This is a genomic window from Microcystis sp. Msp_OC_L_20101000_S702, assembly GCF_007095705.1.
GTDB classification, from domain to species: domain Bacteria; phylum Cyanobacteriota; class Cyanobacteriia; order Cyanobacteriales; family Microcystaceae; genus Microcystis; species Microcystis ichthyoblabe_A.
Genome location: NZ_SFBO01000053.1, coordinates 1 through 17,120 on the forward strand (window position 1 = coordinate 1; position 17,120 = coordinate 17,120).

Annotated in this window: 18 protein-coding genes and 1 pseudogene; 9 read left to right on the top strand and 10 right to left on the bottom strand. The window is 42.8% G+C overall.

Features of this window, described 5'->3' with window-relative positions:
• The first annotated feature begins 413 nt into the window (after positions 1 to 413).
• Both EWV60_RS05880 and EWV60_RS05885 read left to right on the top strand, forming a co-directional pair.
• A complete protein-coding gene (locus tag EWV60_RS05880; RefSeq protein ID WP_002751807.1) occupies positions 414 to 1,226 on the top strand; it encodes a S1 family peptidase in 813 nt (270 codons plus the stop codon).
• A 24-nt stretch (positions 1,227 to 1,250) separates the two neighbouring features.
• Positions 1,251 to 3,338 (top strand): serine protease, encoded by a 2,088-nt coding sequence (locus EWV60_RS05885; RefSeq protein WP_002751806.1) that lies wholly within the window; start codon positions 1,251 to 1,253, stop codon positions 3,336 to 3,338.
• A gap of 57 nt (positions 3,339 to 3,395) precedes the next feature.
• Here the strand turns inward: EWV60_RS05885 and EWV60_RS05890 are convergent, their stop codons facing one another.
• From EWV60_RS05890 to EWV60_RS05910, 5 genes are all read right to left on the bottom strand, one after another.
• The gene (locus tag EWV60_RS05890) at positions 3,396 to 5,087 is read right to left on the bottom strand and encodes a CHAT domain-containing protein (RefSeq protein WP_287231552.1); all 1,692 of its coding nucleotides are present in this window, start codon (positions 5,085 to 5,087) and stop codon (positions 3,396 to 3,398) included.
• A 46-nt stretch (positions 5,088 to 5,133) separates the two neighbouring features.
• Positions 5,134 to 5,481 (bottom strand): DUF5615 family PIN-like protein, encoded by a 348-nt coding sequence (locus EWV60_RS05895; RefSeq protein ID WP_149985262.1) that lies wholly within the window; start codon positions 5,479 to 5,481, stop codon positions 5,134 to 5,136.
• Entirely contained in the window at positions 5,478 to 5,795 is a 318-nt protein-coding gene (locus EWV60_RS05900) for a DUF433 domain-containing protein (protein WP_002748414.1), read from the bottom strand. The genes EWV60_RS05895 and EWV60_RS05900 overlap by 4 nt, the downstream gene beginning before the upstream one ends.
• A gap of 63 nt (positions 5,796 to 5,858) precedes the next feature.
• The gene (locus EWV60_RS05905) at positions 5,859 to 6,827 is read right to left on the bottom strand and encodes a DUF1822 family protein (protein WP_287231555.1); all 969 of its coding nucleotides are present in this window, start codon (positions 6,825 to 6,827) and stop codon (positions 5,859 to 5,861) included.
• Positions 6,785 to 8,542 (bottom strand): hypothetical protein, encoded by a 1,758-nt coding sequence (locus EWV60_RS05910; RefSeq protein WP_002777855.1) that lies wholly within the window; start codon positions 8,540 to 8,542, stop codon positions 6,785 to 6,787. Before EWV60_RS05910 ends, EWV60_RS05905 begins: the two co-directional genes overlap by 43 nt.
• A 300-nt stretch (positions 8,543 to 8,842) precedes the next feature.
• Here EWV60_RS05910 and EWV60_RS05915 point away from each other — a divergent pair, with 300 nt between their 5' ends.
• The 3 genes from EWV60_RS05915 to EWV60_RS05925 are packed head-to-tail and all read left to right on the top strand — an operon-like array spanning position 8,843 to position 9,776.
• On the top strand, positions 8,843 to 8,992 hold the full coding sequence (locus EWV60_RS05915; RefSeq protein ID WP_002748420.1) for a hypothetical protein: 150 nt from the start codon (positions 8,843 to 8,845) through the stop codon (positions 8,990 to 8,992).
• Between the two features lie 32 nt (positions 8,993 to 9,024).
• Entirely contained in the window at positions 9,025 to 9,240 is a 216-nt protein-coding gene (locus tag EWV60_RS05920; RefSeq protein ID WP_002737387.1) for a hypothetical protein, read from the top strand.
• A gap of 23 nt (positions 9,241 to 9,263) precedes the next feature.
• The gene (locus EWV60_RS05925; RefSeq protein ID WP_002782737.1) at positions 9,264 to 9,776 is read left to right on the top strand and encodes a TolB family protein; all 513 of its coding nucleotides are present in this window, start codon (positions 9,264 to 9,266) and stop codon (positions 9,774 to 9,776) included.
• A 7-nt stretch (positions 9,777 to 9,783) separates the two neighbouring features.
• On the opposite strand, the gene EWV60_RS05930 is transcribed toward EWV60_RS05925, so the two are convergent.
• A complete protein-coding gene (locus EWV60_RS05930; RefSeq protein ID WP_287231558.1) occupies positions 9,784 to 11,127 on the bottom strand; it encodes a DUF3370 domain-containing protein in 1,344 nt (447 codons plus the stop codon).
• Positions 11,128 to 11,445: 318 nt separating this feature from the next.
• On the opposite strand from EWV60_RS05930, the gene moaA reads away from it, so the two are divergent.
• Positions 11,446 to 12,435 (top strand): GTP 3',8-cyclase MoaA, encoded by a 990-nt coding sequence (gene moaA, locus EWV60_RS05935; protein ID WP_287231559.1) that lies wholly within the window; start codon positions 11,446 to 11,448, stop codon positions 12,433 to 12,435.
• A gap of 4 nt (positions 12,436 to 12,439) precedes the next feature.
• On the opposite strand, the gene EWV60_RS05940 is transcribed toward moaA, so the two are convergent.
• The 4 genes and pseudogenes from EWV60_RS05940 to EWV60_RS05955 form a co-directional block, all read right to left on the bottom strand.
• Positions 12,440 to 12,625, bottom strand: a complete 186-nt coding sequence (locus tag EWV60_RS05940; protein WP_002737708.1) for a PCP reductase family protein — start codon at positions 12,623 to 12,625, stop codon at positions 12,440 to 12,442.
• A gap of 101 nt (positions 12,626 to 12,726) precedes the next feature.
• Positions 12,727 to 13,314, bottom strand: a complete 588-nt coding sequence (locus EWV60_RS05945) for a Uma2 family endonuclease (RefSeq protein ID WP_002777858.1) — start codon at positions 13,312 to 13,314, stop codon at positions 12,727 to 12,729.
• Positions 13,315 to 13,421: 107 nt separating this feature from the next.
• Positions 13,422 to 13,541 (bottom strand): annotated as a pseudogene (locus tag EWV60_RS05950) (PCP reductase family protein); the annotation flags it as partial.
• Positions 13,542 to 13,615: 74 nt separating this feature from the next.
• Positions 13,616 to 14,203, bottom strand: a complete 588-nt coding sequence (locus tag EWV60_RS05955) for a Uma2 family endonuclease (protein WP_002737441.1) — start codon at positions 14,201 to 14,203, stop codon at positions 13,616 to 13,618.
• 205 nt (positions 14,204 to 14,408) lie between these two features.
• On the opposite strand from EWV60_RS05955, the gene ftsY reads away from it, so the two are divergent.
• The 3 genes from ftsY to EWV60_RS05970 all read left to right on the top strand — a co-directional run bounded on the left by ftsY (position 14,409) and on the right by EWV60_RS05970 (position 17,094).
• Positions 14,409 to 15,743 (top strand): signal recognition particle-docking protein FtsY, encoded by a 1,335-nt coding sequence (ftsY, locus tag EWV60_RS05960; protein ID WP_002751781.1) that lies wholly within the window; start codon positions 14,409 to 14,411, stop codon positions 15,741 to 15,743.
• A gap of 94 nt (positions 15,744 to 15,837) precedes the next feature.
• Entirely contained in the window at positions 15,838 to 16,638 is an 801-nt protein-coding gene (locus EWV60_RS05965; protein ID WP_287231563.1) for a metal ABC transporter ATP-binding protein, read from the top strand.
• 39 nt (positions 16,639 to 16,677) lie between these two features.
• A complete protein-coding gene (locus EWV60_RS05970; protein ID WP_002777863.1) occupies positions 16,678 to 17,094 on the top strand; it encodes a DUF3119 family protein in 417 nt (138 codons plus the stop codon).
• The last annotated feature ends 26 nt before the right edge of the window (positions 17,095 to 17,120 follow it).

Genomic DNA, 17,120 nt, shown 5'->3' on the forward strand with positions numbered 1-17,120 from the left:
AGCCAGACTTGGAAACTATCTCATCAAATTAGTCCCCCCATAGAACCCCCTTGAGCCATCTTGCACACTTTTCTCTTTTTGTCAAATTTTATGTTAAGAAAGATGTGACTAATGGATAGGTCTTAAAGACGGAGTGCTAGTGACTTTCAAACGCGGGACAAATCCTGAGATTATTTTAGAACAGATCAAAGATAATGCCAGACTTGCTTCAGGTAAACCCGTCCTTCTAAGTGGGGATAGCGAAATTTCCAAAGTCAATGGCGAATTCTACCTAGATGTAAACAGTTTGTTGGGAGGGGTGAATCCTTCAAATTCTTCCTCGCCATTTGATCGAGATTCAGACATTTGGGATCAGTGAGTGAATTACAAAACAAACTAATATGCGGTGGCGGACAGTAATAGTAGTTGCTTGTATGGGGAGTTCATCGATCTTCATTCCTTTTGGGTTGCTCAATGGTGGGGTGTCTATTCCAAGTAGAGACTCAAAGATTTCTCTTTTGGGTTTATCTTGGCAAGCGGCTGGGCTATCTTTAATATCGGAGCAATTGCCAAAACAGGCTCAGTCTATCACAGTCAGAATTCTCTCAAGAGAAGTCATAGGGTCGGGATTCCTAGTAAACCGGCAGGGAACAGTTTATACAGTTCTGACTAATGCCCATGTCCTGAGATCTGGTACTCCCCCATATCATATTCAGACTTCAGATGGCCATGTTTATTTAGCTAATTTATTCCAGTCTGTATCATTTAAGGGTAATGATTTGGCTTTGTTGCAGTTTCGTAGCTTTAAGGTTGTATATAAAGTAGCGTCTTTTGGTGATCCTGCGATAGTGGGAGAAGAGGTGTTTGCTGCAGGGTTTCCCTTGTCAGTAGAATCATCTACAAGGCCAATCTCACCGTCCATTACAGACTATAATACTGGCTTTGTTTTTACCAGCGGGAAAGTCACGCAGATACTAAGTAAGCCCTTAAAAGGTGGCTATCAAATTGGCTATACTAATGTAATTGAAAAAGGAATGAGCGGGGGGCCACTATTCAATCATCGGGGTGAAGTTATTGCTATTAATGGAATGCACGCAGAACCTCTCTGGGATATTCCCTATGAATTTACAGATAATTCTGAAGCAACACCAGATCAACATAAGAAAATGAGCCAATATAGTTGGGGAATCCCCATTGAAACCTTCAAACAGTTAGGACTTCCAGCACTCAGAACCCACAAGCAGTAGTAATTCTTCAAAAGAAATATGATAATGATGAAATTTTCCTATCAAATTCCAGTCGCACTAATTGGGGCAGTGGTTTGTCTAGTGCAACCTCAGCTTGCTATAGCGTTGACACTTCAAGAGATTCAAGTTATTGCTGAAGAAATTACGGTAAAAATTGACGGTGCAGGAACTGGCTCTGGGGTGATTTTTGACCGACAAGGTAACAAATATTTTGTCTTAACTTGTCGTCATGTTTTCTATAACGACAAAAGTAATGAATTTCAAGCAGGACAATATGAAATTCAAACCTCAGATGGAAATCGTTATCCTATTTATAATAGAAAAGAAATACCAGGGCTAGACTTAGCAGTAGTGGAGTTTGAGAGTAATAAAAATTATAGAATTGCTAAGTTAGGCGATTCTGACAAAATCATAGGTTCTGCAATAGTTTACGCTTCGGGTTGGACGGCTAAACAACCAAAAACCGAAAAACGTGAATACAGTTTTAATGTTGGCTCTTTTATAGAACGACGCTCTACGCCAGAAGGTGGAGGTTATGCTTTAGTTGTTAATAATACTATCTTTGTTGGGATGTCAGGGGGTCCGTTGTTAGATGAAAAGGGTTTTCTAATTGGTATTAATGGGCTACGTGAGTCACCAGATGATAGAGCTTTGAGGTTGGCAATTCCTATCAAAACTTTTTTGGCGGCTCGGAATAATCCAGTACTATCGCCACCTGCGGTAGCTCTTCAGCCTACTGCAGAAGACTTACTAACTCTAGGAATATCTAAGGCCAATAGCGGTAACTATGAAGAAGCGATTGCAGCTTACAATCGCGTTTTGCAAATTTCACCTAACAATGTTGATGCTTATTTACAAAGAGGCATCGCATATATCGAGCAAAACAAATATCAAGCAGCCATTGCGGATATGACTGAAGTTATCAAGCTGAACCCGAACAACTCCAGAGCTTATTTTTGGCGTGGTTTAGCTCGTGATTATAGTGAAGATAACCAAGGTGCGCTCGAAGATTATAGCCATGCGATCCGTCTCGATCCAGAATACAGCGGAGCTTATAACAACCGAGGAACTGTCTATGCAGAACTCGGGGAATATCAGAAAGCAATCTTGGATTACACTGAGGCAATTCGCCTCGACCCTGATGTTTTTCTGGCTTACGAAAATCGTGGCGATGCCCGCTATTCTTTAAAAGACTACCAAGGAGCGATCTCTGATTATACTCAAGCCCTTAACTTCTTAGAATACTCTGGCTTGGGTTTTCAATATCGGAGACATGAATCTGGTCAAGGGCTAATTATTACCAAGATTTTTGAAAACTCTCCTGCTTTCAAACAAGGCTTGATTCTAGATGATTTAATTATAGCTATTAATGGTAAATCAACACTGAACAAAAGTGCGGAAGATTTAGTTGAACTAACTGTTAATCAAATGAGCAGTGAGTCGGTTACTCAAGTCACCTTGAAGCTTAGACGCAAAGATAGAGGAGATTTTGATGTTACTCTAACTAAGGAGAATATTGCTGTCCCTAGATCTGCGAGTATCTATTTCGGCAGAGGAAACGCCCGCTATTACTTAAAAGATTATAAAGGGTCAATATCCGATTACAATGAAGCAATTAAGCGCAACCCAAAATATGCAGCTGCCTACAGAGAACGGGCAGATGCTAGAGATGAATTAGGGGAACACCAAGAAGCTATTAAAGATCTGAACCAAGCTATTAGCCTCAACCCCAAAGATGCTCGTGCCTATTTTCTTCGGGGTTGGATTCATTCTAATCGGTTTAAAGCTTATCAGGAAGCACTCAAGGATTATAATCAAGCAATTCTCAACGATCCTCAATATCACATTGCGTACTTTGAGCGAGGTTTGATTCATCGTGAGTTGGGAGATAATCGGGGAGCAATTAATGATCATACTCAGGTTATTCGTCTGGTTCCCGATTGGGCGAATGCTTACTACAACCGCGGGCTTTCATATAGAGATCTCGGAGAAAAACCAAAAGCCTTAGAAGATTTTAAAAAAGCAGCAGAACTTTATAAACAACAAAATAGAAAAGAAGATTACCAAGATGCGATTGACAGAATTAATGAGCTTCTAGGTGGAAGAGTATAAATTTCTCTCTCAATCTGTAGACCTGTTATCAAAATTGATTTTTCTCCTCATATTTTGCTAGAGATTTGGATTCAGTTCAACTTGGAATGAATTAATCATAACCTTTGTTACAAGCGGCAAAAACTCAGGAAATTCTTTATTTTCCGCCGTGTAGGTGATTCTGTAAATTTTTTCTCCTTTTATCATTAAGAACTGTAAAGATTTCAACTGAAAACCTAGATCATCTTGCCAAGTATACTCAATGAGATGAGCTTGATTATTCGCTAAGGTCGTCTGCTCAGACCTAAGAATAATGCTGGAGTTTTGTTGATTTATTATTTTAGAGATAGTGTCATTCACATAATCGTCTAACATAGGTGGACCAATCAAATATTCGTCTAGGCTAATAGTAAGGCGAGGAGGAAAAGAGGATAAATCGTTTTTATCTGGTGAAAATTTGACAAAAATTCCTGATCCTTCTAGGTCGCCTTTTCCCTCTTGTAATTGCCAGTTACGGGGATATTTTATTGAAATTCCGTACTTGTGGAATTGATAGGTTTCAATTTCTGGCGGTCGATTTGGAGGTGAATTTTCATTGTGATTTGACATTGAGATAATGCTAGGTATAATAAACACCAGTGCCATCGAAGCGGCAAAAACAAAGGGAAGTGCTATCCAAAAACGGATAGGCAGCCTCTTCTGAGTTTGCCAAATTATAGGAACGGCAGCAGGATTTTGACAAATAACGGGCAGCCCCATCACCCCCGGCAGTTCCGTATCTAATCCTTCTTCAGCTAGACGTTCTCTCGCCGTCCGCACCGACAAATACAAAGATTTACCCCTAGAAAATGCCTTGAGAAAATGCTTTAAAAACTCCTGTGCCACCTTATCGGGTACAGGTTCTCGCATGACGATCGCTTGAGGAATTTGCAAATTCTCCAATTCCTTGGCCAACCCCAACCCATCACAAGAGTTAAAAATGGCTAACTGTAACCCCCCTTCGATCGCTGTCCTCAAACCATGTTTTAACTCACCGATAGTCAAACTTTCCCTTTGATTAATATAAATGCGCCCCACTTCCCCTTCCGTATGGCTGTGTCCGGCAAAAAAAAGGATGTCCCAGTGTTGTTCCCAAAGTTGTTCGCTAATCTTTTGTCGAGGCGGTTCTACCAAAAAAACCGTCTCAGCCCCTGGCAAATTCTCCAAGAAGCGTCTATCTGCCGTCACGTCAATGCCCTCGCTATTGCCTAAAATTGCCAAGATTCTCAGCCTTTTGGTGGGGGAAGGTGGGCTAACAATTTTTTCAAAGACAGGAGCGGCGATCGCAACCTCTGACTTGGGATAATGGTCAAAGAACTCAATCAAATTCCAAGGTAGCCGCCGCAAATAGCCATCCCCAGCTTGAATGATGAAGCGAATGGGTTCGGAACGGTTCAAATTCTCTAACAGACGCTCTCTCACCGGACGAAACGACTCGGAGTTCAGCCAGCGTTTGAGGCTATCTTGCAAAGTTTGAAGGGTCTGGCGACAGTCGGCAGTAGTGGAAACATTGGTAATTTGGGTAGCAGGTGCTGTTAGCCTGACAACAACAGGCAAATGTCTATAACTAGACTGCCATTGGTCATAGTTTTGGGGAATTTCCGGAGCGCTTGGCAATCTACCTGTAACTTCGATCGAAGGAGGGGAGCCTTCCTCAGCAATTTGCAGGATAACAGGAAATCCCTGTTCCCAGTTGCCTTCTCCCAATTTAACAGTCACTAACTTAGCCATTGCTATCACCTGTCGTTGTTAAAAAAAATATTAATAGATCGCCTATTTAAAAGGGTAAGTATTGAATGCGATTCACAAATTCTTCGGGGTTTCCCAGTTTGGTGATGAGTTCTAAGTCGCGTATGCAGTCGCCAATTGAAACCATTAACTGATGAGCATAAACAACTCCAGCGAAGTCTATTCCTACTGTCTGACGGTGACTCCCTTCAACTAAGAAATCCCTGTCTTGTGTAAAAACAATTCTTCCTAGTGCTGTTGATCGGTCTAGAATTACGGGGTCAGGGCTACCAGAATAACCATCTTCCTGAACTGTCAGCACATCAACATCTCGAAGGCGCAATCCTATCGTGATGGCTCCATGTACGTTTTCATCCATATAAAGTTTGAGGCTCACTTGAGAATTCCTTGTGTTTTAAGTCTGGCCACAAAAGGCGACTCGATCGCTGAGTGCCGCATTTTTTGGGCATATTCCAGATCGGCAGCGATCGCCCCGTCCAATTCTTCTTTATGATCCCAATAGTAGGCGAAGGCTGAGTGAATCTGACTCATACTCAAATGGCGATGGTTGATTTGAATTTCTTCAGGAGTCCAACCGTAAGCCATCTGAGCCATCACCAGATCAATCACCTTCATTGTCGAGCTTGCAATCATTGGTATCCCGCGTTCGTCTATTTGAATATGCTTGTATTCGGTTAGTGCGGTTTTCATGATTAAACTTTCTCCGTTTACTTGTACTTTAGTTCCTAGCAATTTCTCAGGGGGAAAGTTCTGCTAGAGGGTAAAATCTTCGGTAATATTTGCCTCTCCCAGTCCCACCCTGACACTGAACTGTTCTCCCGGTGAACCACTAAACTTGAGTTGGATGTAATTGTCCAGTTCTCTTGCCTCAGTTTCCAAAAAGGTTTTCCCAGCCTCATCCAGCACCACTAATTGTAAGTGGGCAGGCAAATATTTCTGGTTTCGCATCGGATAGACCCTGAGGAGAACCGCTATCATTTGGTCAGTTTTAGGCAAGACAGCCACCATTAGAGTCACTGGGTGTTCCCCGATCAGCATTCCTAAATCTTTAACTCTCCTCAACCCGGCTGCCAAGTTATGCGGAGCGAGCCGCCATAAACTCTCTGCCGCACTCCAACGGGTTTCTTCATCCTGAGTTACCCCCAGCAAGTGAGTCAGAGCCGCCAATACCTCAGAAGATGCAGTTCCCATCTCTCCCAAGCGCAGTGCTGCTTGTCTGCGGCGATGCTCCTCCTGACTGGTATAAATCGTCTCAATTAAATCGCTAACCGTCTTGGAATCCATAAAATCAGCCCCGCGCTCGCGTAAGGCATAAGCATAGGCAAAACAGGGTTCTCCAGGTGCAAAAAGCTGTTCAATCGTCTGCCAGCTTTCCTCAAAAACATTTTGCAACCATTGGCTCAAATTGACTCGGCTTTTTAAGGAAACTGAACGAGATTGTTCCTTTTCAACAGCAAAGAGCTTTTCTAAACGGTAGTCTTGACTGGATTTCTGCCGCTCTGGTAAGCGATTAAGTTTTCCCAGAACTACTTTTTGGTTATTTTGGGCTGTCTCAAAGTCCGGGGAAGCGGGAGAGATATTTTCATACCCTTCACTAGCTTCTTGGTATTCCTCCCTAGCTTCCTCATATCGCTGCAAGCGAGTTAGATAATCCCCGATTAATTGGGCAATTTGACCGTCTAGAAAGGAATTTCTTTCTTGATTTCCGCTAGTGCCTGACATAGTTCATTGTCCTCCTGTTGGTTGGCTTTTCCAAAAACTTCGATCCACTCCTCTTTTGCTCTCAGAGGTTCTTGCCAGTAAGCATGATAGAGAGCTTCAGCCAGATTGCCCCTTTCTCGATAGTACCGCTCCAAGACTTGATGGGCAGCCTGGGTTCGCTCCCGCTTCTGCTCGTGGTTGAAACGACGGATGAAGGGATGAAGACGATACCACCCTTCACCTTGTTGCTCTGCCTGCCAGACGAAGGAAAAACTGAGGAGCGAGTCAAAGGCAGCATGGGAGGGATTGCATTTCAAGGATTCGCCCAGATGAAAGTAAAGGTCTTCATTAAAGGCTCGACAGGCACTCAAGACATAAACCGCATCTTCCAACACCCTGTCCGTGTATTTTAGGAGCCTTTCTACCAAAATCCCTAATTTCCGATTAAATCCCTCTCCTGTCTCGGAAACGGATTGAAAGTCGGCAGCGGTAAAGGCTTCTTTTTTTTCTGGCGCCATCCTGACTAAATCCGCGCATAGCCCCAGCAAGAGAGGATGAACGGAATCGCCATCAAAACTACTATAGGCAATCAAGCTCTGCTGCACTTGGGTATCCTCAATTCCGACTCTTTGTAGGTAGTCGAGGGCATCGGTTACTTGAAAGTTGAACACTTGCCTGCACTCTAACTTGTCCGCTGTAATTGAACAATAGCTGGCTCGATGCCACTGGGGAATTTCCCGTCCTGCCATGACGATGACAATTTGGGGCAACTCCAACAACTGCGACAACAGACACCGCAGCCATTCATCCTGCTTGAAAAATCTGGCACTTCCTTGATTGCGCCCTTCTCCCCAAAAGGCTTCGTGGGTGTCGAAAAACAGCACCAGTTTTTCAGGAGCGCCCTCTCTTTGCATGGCGACCTTGAGATCTTCCGCAAAAAAGTTAGGTAAAGCAACAATCAATTCCGTATCGGGGTCTAACTCGGTGATCCGTTGAAAATCTTTTTTCTGGAGTCCTCGACCATTTAGGTAACGATTCAAGTCCTTACCCAAATGTTTTGCTATGAGATTCAACGTGCTGGCTGTTAGTGTCGCTAAGGTACCGGGCAAGCCTAGTATGGCCGCCAAGTCTTTGTTCTCCTGAGCGATCGTTTTAATTGTGTTAATAATCCCACCAACTACAAATAACTCTTGTGAAGGAAACCACTTAGTTATATCAGTTTCATTCGTGAGTTTTCCTGTCTGTTTTAAATGCCAGATGCAAGAAAATTCATAGAGCGGAAAAGAGAGTTTATATCCCAAGCGAACAGCATTGGTTATTAACTGATTATGCAAAATCAGTAGCCCGTCGAAATTGTCTTGAGGTTGTTCTGGTCGCGATGACCTGGCTGGGGATTCAAAATCCAACAGTGTGGCTGGCACAAATTGAAAGTCACTTTCCCAGTCAGTAATTGTCTTAATAAACTCAACAATTTCAGGATGGGTTTTGGTTTTAAGTTCTGTCCAAGTTTCTAAAGGAAAGCGCTTGCAACAATTTTCCAATAAGAATTTCAGCAGCAGCGACTTGCCATTGCCACCATCCCCATAGAAGAATAGGATTTTATGGGGGTCAAGCTCGTCATCGTTGAGATATTCTGCAAATCGCAAGGTTAACTCGTGTCGGTCGGTAAAGTGCCGGAGAGCGCGATTTAGCTGAGTTAACGAGGCTTTTTGGCTAGTGGGATCGCTGATGCTCATAGCCGTACTACTTAGAAAATGTAATTGCTATTAAAGTCTAAAATCTTCTCTAATTCTATTCTAGCCTTTCCTCTTGCCATGCGGACAATAAACTGCTCTTCCACTAAACCGCCAGACTTGAGGGTGCTGATTGGGTAGTATTGCTGAACTTCCCCCCATACATATCTACTACAATAGCCGAAAACCCTTATCCATCAATGGATAAACCCATTAACTTTTCTTTATATACCCCGTGTTTATTGTAATATTCCTTAAATAGACAAATGGGGGAAGTTTAGGCTAAAATGGCGGCCGTGTATAGTGATTCAATTAGTATTATTCGATCGAGTGAACTTAGTGGAATTTGAGAGTGAAGATTATCCATCAGAAAAGTTAATTGCTTGTCAAAATCCCTTAATCGCTGAGAAAAATCAAAAACAAACAGAAGCCTTATTCTTTACAATACAATAAAAGTGTAATTAAGCTTGTTGGGAGCCTGAGCTATGACTAACCCGAATTCGATCGAACAGCTATCGCAGGAATTACTCGATCTAGACCAAGTAGATGCCGATACCGGGGCAGATTTGCGGCAAAAAGCCCAAGAAATCCTCGCTGAAACCAGTATTGACCTACCGATTCGAGAAGCGATCGCCGATAGTCTCAGTCAAGGCAATCAACTACTTACCCTCAAAACCGTCGGCAAGGAAGAAAGTTACTAGCACATTTGGGGTCAAAAGTCAAGATGAAAGAAAAAAATTTTTTTGTCTGGCTGGGGCGATTTTTGGCCTCTTTTGGGCTGTTATCGGGGATAAGTGGCTGTAATTCCCCTCTTTTGATCACTCCTCAAGTTCCCGCCGGTGGTTTAAATAGTTTTGCTCCCGATCAATTCCCCAGTTATAGTGCTGATGGTCGCTATTTAGCCTTCGCTTCCGATCGCTCCGGTCGTCGTAGTATATATTTATTCGATCTGCAAGAAAAGCGCTTAGTTAATCTTCCTAACCTAAATCGTGGCGATTCTAGCCAAGATCAGCCATCTCTGAATGCTGACGGTCGTTTAATTGCCTATATCTCCAGCGAACGCGGTAAAAGTGATGTCATGGTTTATGATCGTTCCCAGTCCCGTGCAACCCTATTAACCGCTAACCTGCGGGGAAGCGTCCGCAATCCCACCATTAGCGGTGATGGTCGCCAAATTGCCTTTGAAACCAACCAAGACGGTCAATGGAATATTGCGATCGTTAACGGCCAATTTTAAACTTGTTCTACTCAGTCTTAATCGTTAAAACCTGCGGAGGGGTCGCATCTGGTGGATATAAAAAATTTACCTGTACTACACGCCAATCCCCCGGAGGAATAGTCAGAGTCACTAAAGATTGCCCCTCTTGTCCGCGTCTTTGGACGAGATGAAAAAATCTGCTTTGTGCCTGTCCCTGGTCATCGCTATAATTGACGGCTACTGTTCCCCGAAAAAACACTTGTGGGGCAGCCGGATCGAGAAAACGCAAACCCTGACCGATAATATTCTCTTTAATCGGTGTTTCTAGCGCAATAGTCACCGTTTTCGCCTCATCACTTCGATTAAATAGAGGTAAACTTAACCCATATTCCACACCGTAATTACCATGAGCTTGATAGGCCGTATCGGGATAGCGAACTAACATACTAGCACTTTGATTTTGTTCCGTTCCCAATTTGCCCCCGGGTAGGGTGCTAATCCCATAGGCTATAGATTGACCAGAATCAGGAATATTTAACCATAAAGAAGCTCGATCGACCAATCGGGCTGGCCAAGCTGAACCTTGGGACACCCCCGCTACCCGTCCATAAATTATCTGTCCTTGACTATGGGGAGGAGTGGGCGCTCGATCGCGCGGAGTCGATAAATCGCCTTTTTCTAGCAAATTTTGCCACTCTGTCAGATTTGGTGGTCTTTCCTGTCCATTTTCATCTAGGGGTGCATAAAGAGCTAAACTAGCAGCGTAGAGAAGACCGTCACTTTCCAGACGGAGATAAGTGGACCTACCGTTTAAAGGGGGAGTCAAATCGCGCACGGGAATCGCCGCATTTAAGACCATAAAACTCTCCCCAGGGGGAATAATAATCCTATCGGGAAAAATATCCTGACGCTGCCCCATTAAAATATCCCCCATTACCCGACTTCCCGGCCCAGCAAAAACCGTCCCCTGATTATTTTCCACTTGTGCGGGTAAATCGATAAAAGCTGCATCGGGTTGACTCAAATAACTAGCTCCTTGCAGAATTTTAACGGTCACGGGATTAGGACTGGGATTGTGGAGTAATATCCCCAAATAAAGGGTGCGTAAATTATCGGGAAAACTCCCCCTCGCTACATGGTGGGCAAAAATATCAAAGCGTCCCTGAAAAGCATAATTTAAATGGGCCGAGGGAAAACTTTTCTCTTGAGGGGGAAAAGTCGAAAGTAAAATCCCTTCTCCTAGCAATAATTCGGGACTATTACTATTAAAAACGGGAACTTGATCTAGTTGATTCGGTAAAGGACGCACCTGCGCCGGTCGAATTATTTCTACAATAGGAGGAGTTTGGGCAATGGGTAGCAAAAAAGGTAACATCACAGAAATTACCATCTCAAGATAATTAATTTTTGATCATAGCATTATTGGCTCGCTCAATTTAGATAGTATTCTGTTTGTCTATATCTAGAGGATTGTTTAATATTTCTTGCCAGTGTTAGCTGACCTTTTTGGTTAAGTACAATCAAGAAAAATTGTCAAATTTCCCAATCGTTATTGGCTCTTGCCATTGAGCAAATCTATTGTCATCATAGACTAAAATCTAGATGTAGCCGTGGTTTTCTGGAAACTTAGCCCGATGTCTAGATATCGATCGAGCCAGAATTGTTATGATAAATTCATGAAGTTTTATAACAGTATTTCCCCGTGAACATGAACCAAATTGACTATCTCAGGATTAGTTTAATCGATCGCTGTAACTTTCGCTGTCAGTATTGTCTGCCTGAAGATGCAGAATTGGCCTATGTTCGACCGCAAGACTTACTCACCCGGGAGGAAATTCTTACTTTAGTCAAAAATGTCTTTATTCCCCTTGGTTTCCGCAAATTTCGCCTTACTGGTGGGGAACCTCTCTTACATCCCGAAGTAGTGGAGATTGTGCGCGATATCACATCTTTATCTGCTACTAGCGATTTAGCCTTGACCACTAATGGCTATTTACTTGACAATTTAGCCGAAATGTTGTATGACGCTGGACTAAGACGGATTAATATCAGTTTAGACTCCCTCGACCCCGACACTTTCGATAAAATTATCGGTAATCGCGGCCGGAGTCGTTGGCAAAAAACTTGGGCAGGTATTCAAGCGGCCCAGAGAGTGGGTTTTGACCCCTTAAAATTGAATGTGGTGGTAATTCCGGGGATAAATGAGGCAGAAGTGGAAGATTTAGCGGCTTTGACCATCGAGAAGCGTTGGCACGTCCGTTTTATCGAGTTTATGCCCATCGGTAACGGTGATTTATTTCAAGAAAAAGCTTGGATTGCGAACGAGGAATTAAGGGGGCGAATTCGGGCAAAATGGGGTTTAAATGAGGGTCAAGTGCGGGGAAATGGTCCGGCCGATGTTTTTCAAATTCCGGGGGCTAAGGGTACAATCGGCTTTATCAGTCAGATGTCGGAATGTTTTTGCGATCGCTGTAACCGCCTACGTCTTTCGGCCGATGGTTGGTTGCGTCCCTGTCTCCTCAACGAAACTGGACAAATTGACCTAAAAACTGCCCTCCGTCAGGGAATTTCGCCAGCAGAAATCCGGGAAAAAGTCAGGAAATTAATGGAACTGAAAGCAGAAATAAACTTTAAACTGCGTGATTCCGGCACATCAAGCGGCATTTATACCCGTACTATGTCCCAAATTGGCGGCTAAAAATCTACTGTCCGAATTCTATTCTAGCCTGTTCTACCATTTCCACGGTAACTCGATCGGAACCGGCATGACGAGCTAATTCTTCTATCCTTTGACGCGCTTGGGAACGAACAAAATAGGGAATATTTTTCAGTTTTGCTTTTGCTTCTGCAGTCCATTGTAGTTGATCGGAAAAATCTAGAGCGTCCATAGATTTAACATATAGTAGTCCGTCTATTATACCAAAAAAGATGAGCTATTTTGAGATAACGATTTTCTTAACAGCGAGTCTTTTTCACCTTTCTTTTAATTTTAGGTTTCTGCTAGGTCGAAATTTACTCTTTGATATAAATCTTGCAAAGAAATCTGCCAATCCACCGACACCAATTGTAAAACCGCATTTTCCCCCATGACGAAATCAATTAACCATTGATCATCTTTTTGTTTATAGTAACGTTCCACACTATAACTAGATTGTTCAATCAGAATATATTCCTGAAAAGTTGGCAAGGAACGATAGAATTTAAACTTATCCCCTCGATCATAAGCTTGGGTAGAATTAGAGAGAACTTCGACAATAATTAAAGGATTGATCACGTTAGATTGACTATTCCCTTGATAGAGAGGTTGACCTTTAATCACCATCACATCGGGATAGGTGTAAATACTATAATCTGACAGCCATAAACGCACCGTTTCCATGTAGGTATAATAATCTTGATTATTGATAGTCAGAGGAAATCTTCGATAGAAGTTTCCAGCAATCTGATTGTGATTAGTGGTAGCTCCTACCATTGGGATAATTTCTCCTTGACGATATTCATTTTTATCCTCGGACGTTTCCTCCAGAGCTAGATATTCTTCGGGAGTATAATATTTAGTTTCGGTAGCGCTTAACATTTTTGACTCTCCTTCCTATTCTATTTTCTAGGATACAGCATTTCTCTAAAAAGAGACAAAGTTATCCTTGAGCAAGGTTATCAATTGAGTTGCTCGAAAAAGTGTATTTTCAATATCTCAGAAATCCTTTGACGCGCTTGGGAACGGACAAAATAGGGAATATTTTTCAGTTTTGCTTTTGCTTCTGCAGTCCATTGTAGTTGATCGGAAAAATCTAGAGCTTCCATATATTTAACAATAGTAGTCCGTTTTGAGATAATGATTCTCTTGACAGCGACTCTTTTTCACCTTTCTTTTAATTTTAGGTTTCTGCTAGGTCGAAATTGACTCTTTGATATAAATCTTGCAAAGAAATCTGCCAATCTACCGACACCAATTGTAAAACCGCATTTTCCCCCGTGACGAAATCAATTAACCATTGATCATCCTTTTGTTTATAGTAACGTTCCACACTATAACTAGATTGTTCGATCAGAATATATTCCTGAAAAGTTGGCAGAGAACGATAGAATTTAAACTTATCCCCTCGATCATAAGCTTGGGTAGAATTGGAGAGAACTTCGACAATAATTAAGGGATTGATCACGTTAGATTGACTATTCCCTTGATAGAGAGGTTGACCTTTAATCACCATCACATCGGGATAGGTGTAAATACTATAATCTGATAGCCATAAACGCACCGTTTCCATGTAGGTATAATAATCTTGATTATTGATATTTAAGGGAAAATTACGGCAAAAATTTAGACAAATCTGATTGTGATTAGTTGTTGCTCCTACCATTGGGATAATTTCTCCTTGACGATATTCATTTTTATCCTCGGACGTTTCCTCCAGAGCGAGATATTCTTCGGGAGTATAATATTTAGTTTCGGTAGTGCTTAACATTTTTGATTCTCCTTCCTATTCTATTTTCTAGGATACAGCATTTCCCTAAAAAGAGATAAAGTTATCCTTGAGCAAGGTTATCATTTTTTCCTTAATCTCTAGCAAAAAATGCTGAGAAATCCACAATTAAAAATCTAACTATCAAAATTGCTCACTTCAAAGGTTAAAATAAACTAGATAAATAGTTTTATGTTTAGTTTCTCCTATGTTTAACTGGTTCCGTCGTCAGAAAGTCCAACCCGAACAAGAACAAGCACCCCCCGCACCCGTAGAGGAAACCCCCAGCGAGGCAACCAGTCAGGAAGAGTATTTAGATTGGGCCAAAAAAGCCTTTAAAAATATTCAAGAGAAAAAAGCCACGGCCGAGGCCGTCGTGAGCGAAACCCCTGAAACATCTATTGCTGAAACGGAACCTCCGCAAGAGGAAGAACCAGTTAAAGAAGAAGAAACCGAGGATAATACCCCCGCATGGCTGAAAAAATCTGATCGCCTCGAAATTCTCAAAGAAACCGCCATCGAAACCCCCACAGAACCGGATGAAGATTTTATCTGGTCGGCCAAAGTTTTAGCAAATCAGGGACGACAAGCAGAGGACGTTTCGGAAGAAGAAATCACCTGGTTAAAAAAATTGCGTCAGGGTTTAGGCAAAACGCGCCGCAGCTTGGTCAATCAGCTTAAGGCCGTGGTCGGTCAGGGTCCCCTCAATCAAGATGCGGTGGAGGAAATCGAAGCTTTATTGCTTCAGGCCGATGTGGGGGTAGATGCCACCGATTATATTATCACTACCCTCCAAAATAAGCTAAAACAGGAAGCTCTGCCCCCCGAAAAAGCGATCGAATATCTCAAAGAAATTATCCGCGAGATTTTAGATGCACCTTTAGCCAATTATAGCAACCCCGGTTTTGAGCCAGAAAAAGGTAAATTAAATATCTGGATGCTCACAGGAGTTAACGGAGTCGGTAAAACGACGACTATCGGCAAATTAGCCCATTTATCTAAACAATCTGGCTATAGCTGTATGATCGCCGCTGCCGACACCTTTCGCGCTGCTGCCGTGGAACAGGTGAAAGTTTGGGGAGAGCGATCGCAAGTCGAAGTCATTGCCAACCCGGGCAAAAATACCGACCCGGCCGCCGTGGTGTACGATGGCATCGAAGCCGCTAAATCCAGGGAGATAGAATTACTCTTAGTGGATACGGCGGGAAGATTGCAGAATAAAAAGAACTTAATGGCAGAATTAAGCAAAATTCGCCGCATTATCGACAAAAAAGCCGAGAGTGCCGTGGTGGAATCCCTTCTAGTTCTCGATGCCACTTTAGGACAAAACGGGCTGCGACAGGCAGAGGTTTTCTCGGAAGCTGCCCAATTAAGCGGCGTGATCCTGACTAAAATCGATGGTACAGCTAAAGGGGGTGTTGCCCTTGCCGTAGCGCGTCAGCTTAACCTACCGATTCGCTTTGTTGGCGCTGGGGAAGGAATCGAGGATCTGCGGCCCTTTTCCAGTTACGAATTCGTGGAAGCTTTACTGAGTGGCGATTGATCTCACCCCAGCTATCTTTCATAATCTTTTCATGGTTGCTTCATAATTGTCTCATTTTTAGCTATGCTAGAAATGGAGACTCGGGATAACAACTATGCAAAGGACAATTACAGTTAGTCATCTAGGAGTATATTATCGCGGCGTGGAGGCCCTACGGGATATCACCCTGAAAATTTATCCAGGACGATTAACCGGTATTATCGGTCCCAACGGTGCGGGCAAAAGTACCCTGATCAAAGCCATGCTAGGATTAATTCGCGTACAACAGGGAAGCGTTAACTATCAAGGGCAATCTCTACAGCAACAACTGGATAAAGTCGCTTATGTTCCCCAAAGATCTCAAATCGACTGGACCTATCCCGTCACCGCTTGGGATGTGGTGATGATGGGGAGAGTCAGAAAAACTGGTTGGTTTCGTCCTTTTTCCCATATTAGTCGTCAACGGGCTTTAAATGCCCTAGAACGGGTGGAAATGGCTGATTTACGCCATCGTCCCCTCGGTCAGTTGTCGGGGGGACAACAGCAAAGAGTCTTTTTAGCCAGATCTTTGGCCCAAGAAGCGGAGATTTTCTGTTTTGATGAACCTTTCGTTGGGGTAGATCAAAAAACCGAGGGGATCCTTTTTAATATCTTTGGTGAGTTAGCCCAAGAAAATAAAATTGTCCTGGTGGTTAATCATGATTTAGGCGAATCTATCACTCATTTTGCTGATTTAATCCTCTTAAATAAAGAATTGATCCTCGCCGATCAACGGTCTAAGGTCTTAACTGATTTTAATCTCCGGCGTGCCTATGGGGGTAAAGTCTCCTTCTACGATGCCATGACACCACCAGATCATCCCCGATCGAGTCTCGGTTATCTCGATCGCTTCTCGAAAAACAATGCGATAAACTAGAAGCGAAGATATTTTGGCTGACTGCCGATAGGGACACCAATGAAAACTATTTCCCCGCAAGAAGTAACAGGAACGATCGAACTGGCTCCTAACTATCGAATTCCCCTGTTTTTGGTAATTTTATCGCTGCCTTTACTCTTTTTACAGGTCTGGCTCGGAATAATTTTCTCCCTGTTAGGCCTATTCTTGATGTTCCAGACTACCCGCATTCGTCTCCAGTTTACCCCTACCTCCTTAGATGTCTATCTGTCCGGGCAACAAATTCGCTCCTTTCCCTACCAAGAATGGCAAAATTGGCGAATTTTCTGGAATAAAGTCCCGATCCTATTTTATTTCAAAGAAATTAACAGCATTCATTTTTTGCCCATTATCTTTGACAGCGCAACCCTGAGACTGTGCCTCGAAAAATACTATCCTTTAGCAGCATCGCAAGCGATCGACTCAGAAGCGAACTAAGATTGAGTTAAAATTAGATTTGGCTA

What these genes read in the sequence shown, in the direction of transcription:
- EWV60_RS05880 (WP_002751807.1), top strand. Translation starts at nt 414, where the DNA reads ATGGGGAGTTCATCGATCTTCATTCCTTTTGGGTTGCTCAATGGTGGG.
- EWV60_RS05885 (WP_002751806.1), top strand. Translation starts at nt 1,251, where the DNA reads ATGATGAAATTTTCCTATCAAATTCCAGTCGCACTAATTGGGGCAGTG.
- EWV60_RS05890 (WP_287231552.1), bottom strand. Translation starts at nt 5,087, where the DNA reads ATGGCTAAGTTAGTGACTGTTAAATTGGGAGAAGGCAACTGGGAACAG.
- EWV60_RS05900 (WP_002748414.1), bottom strand. Translation starts at nt 5,795, where the DNA reads ATGAAAACCGCACTAACCGAATACAAGCATATTCAAATAGACGAACGC.
- EWV60_RS05905 (WP_287231555.1), bottom strand. Translation starts at nt 6,827, where the DNA reads ATGTCAGGCACTAGCGGAAATCAAGAAAGAAATTCCTTTCTAGACGGT.
- EWV60_RS05910 (WP_002777855.1), bottom strand. Translation starts at nt 8,542, where the DNA reads ATGAGCATCAGCGATCCCACTAGCCAAAAAGCCTCGTTAACTCAGCTA.
- EWV60_RS05920 (WP_002737387.1), top strand. Translation starts at nt 9,025, where the DNA reads ATGACTAACCCGAATTCGATCGAACAGCTATCGCAGGAATTACTCGAT.
- EWV60_RS05925 (WP_002782737.1), top strand. Translation starts at nt 9,264, where the DNA reads ATGAAAGAAAAAAATTTTTTTGTCTGGCTGGGGCGATTTTTGGCCTCT.
- EWV60_RS05930 (WP_287231558.1), bottom strand. Translation starts at nt 11,127, where the DNA reads ATGGTAATTTCTGTGATGTTACCTTTTTTGCTACCCATTGCCCAAACT.
- moaA (WP_287231559.1), top strand. Translation starts at nt 11,446, where the DNA reads ATGAACCAAATTGACTATCTCAGGATTAGTTTAATCGATCGCTGTAAC.
- EWV60_RS05940 (WP_002737708.1), bottom strand. Translation starts at nt 12,625, where the DNA reads ATGGACGCTCTAGATTTTTCCGATCAACTACAATGGACTGCAGAAGCA.
- EWV60_RS05945 (WP_002777858.1), bottom strand. Translation starts at nt 13,314, where the DNA reads ATGTTAAGCGCTACCGAAACTAAATATTATACTCCCGAAGAATATCTA.
- EWV60_RS05955 (WP_002737441.1), bottom strand. Translation starts at nt 14,203, where the DNA reads ATGTTAAGCACTACCGAAACTAAATATTATACTCCCGAAGAATATCTC.
- ftsY (WP_002751781.1), top strand. Translation starts at nt 14,409, where the DNA reads ATGTTTAACTGGTTCCGTCGTCAGAAAGTCCAACCCGAACAAGAACAA.
- EWV60_RS05965 (WP_287231563.1), top strand. Translation starts at nt 15,838, where the DNA reads ATGCAAAGGACAATTACAGTTAGTCATCTAGGAGTATATTATCGCGGC.
- EWV60_RS05970 (WP_002777863.1), top strand. Translation starts at nt 16,678, where the DNA reads ATGAAAACTATTTCCCCGCAAGAAGTAACAGGAACGATCGAACTGGCT.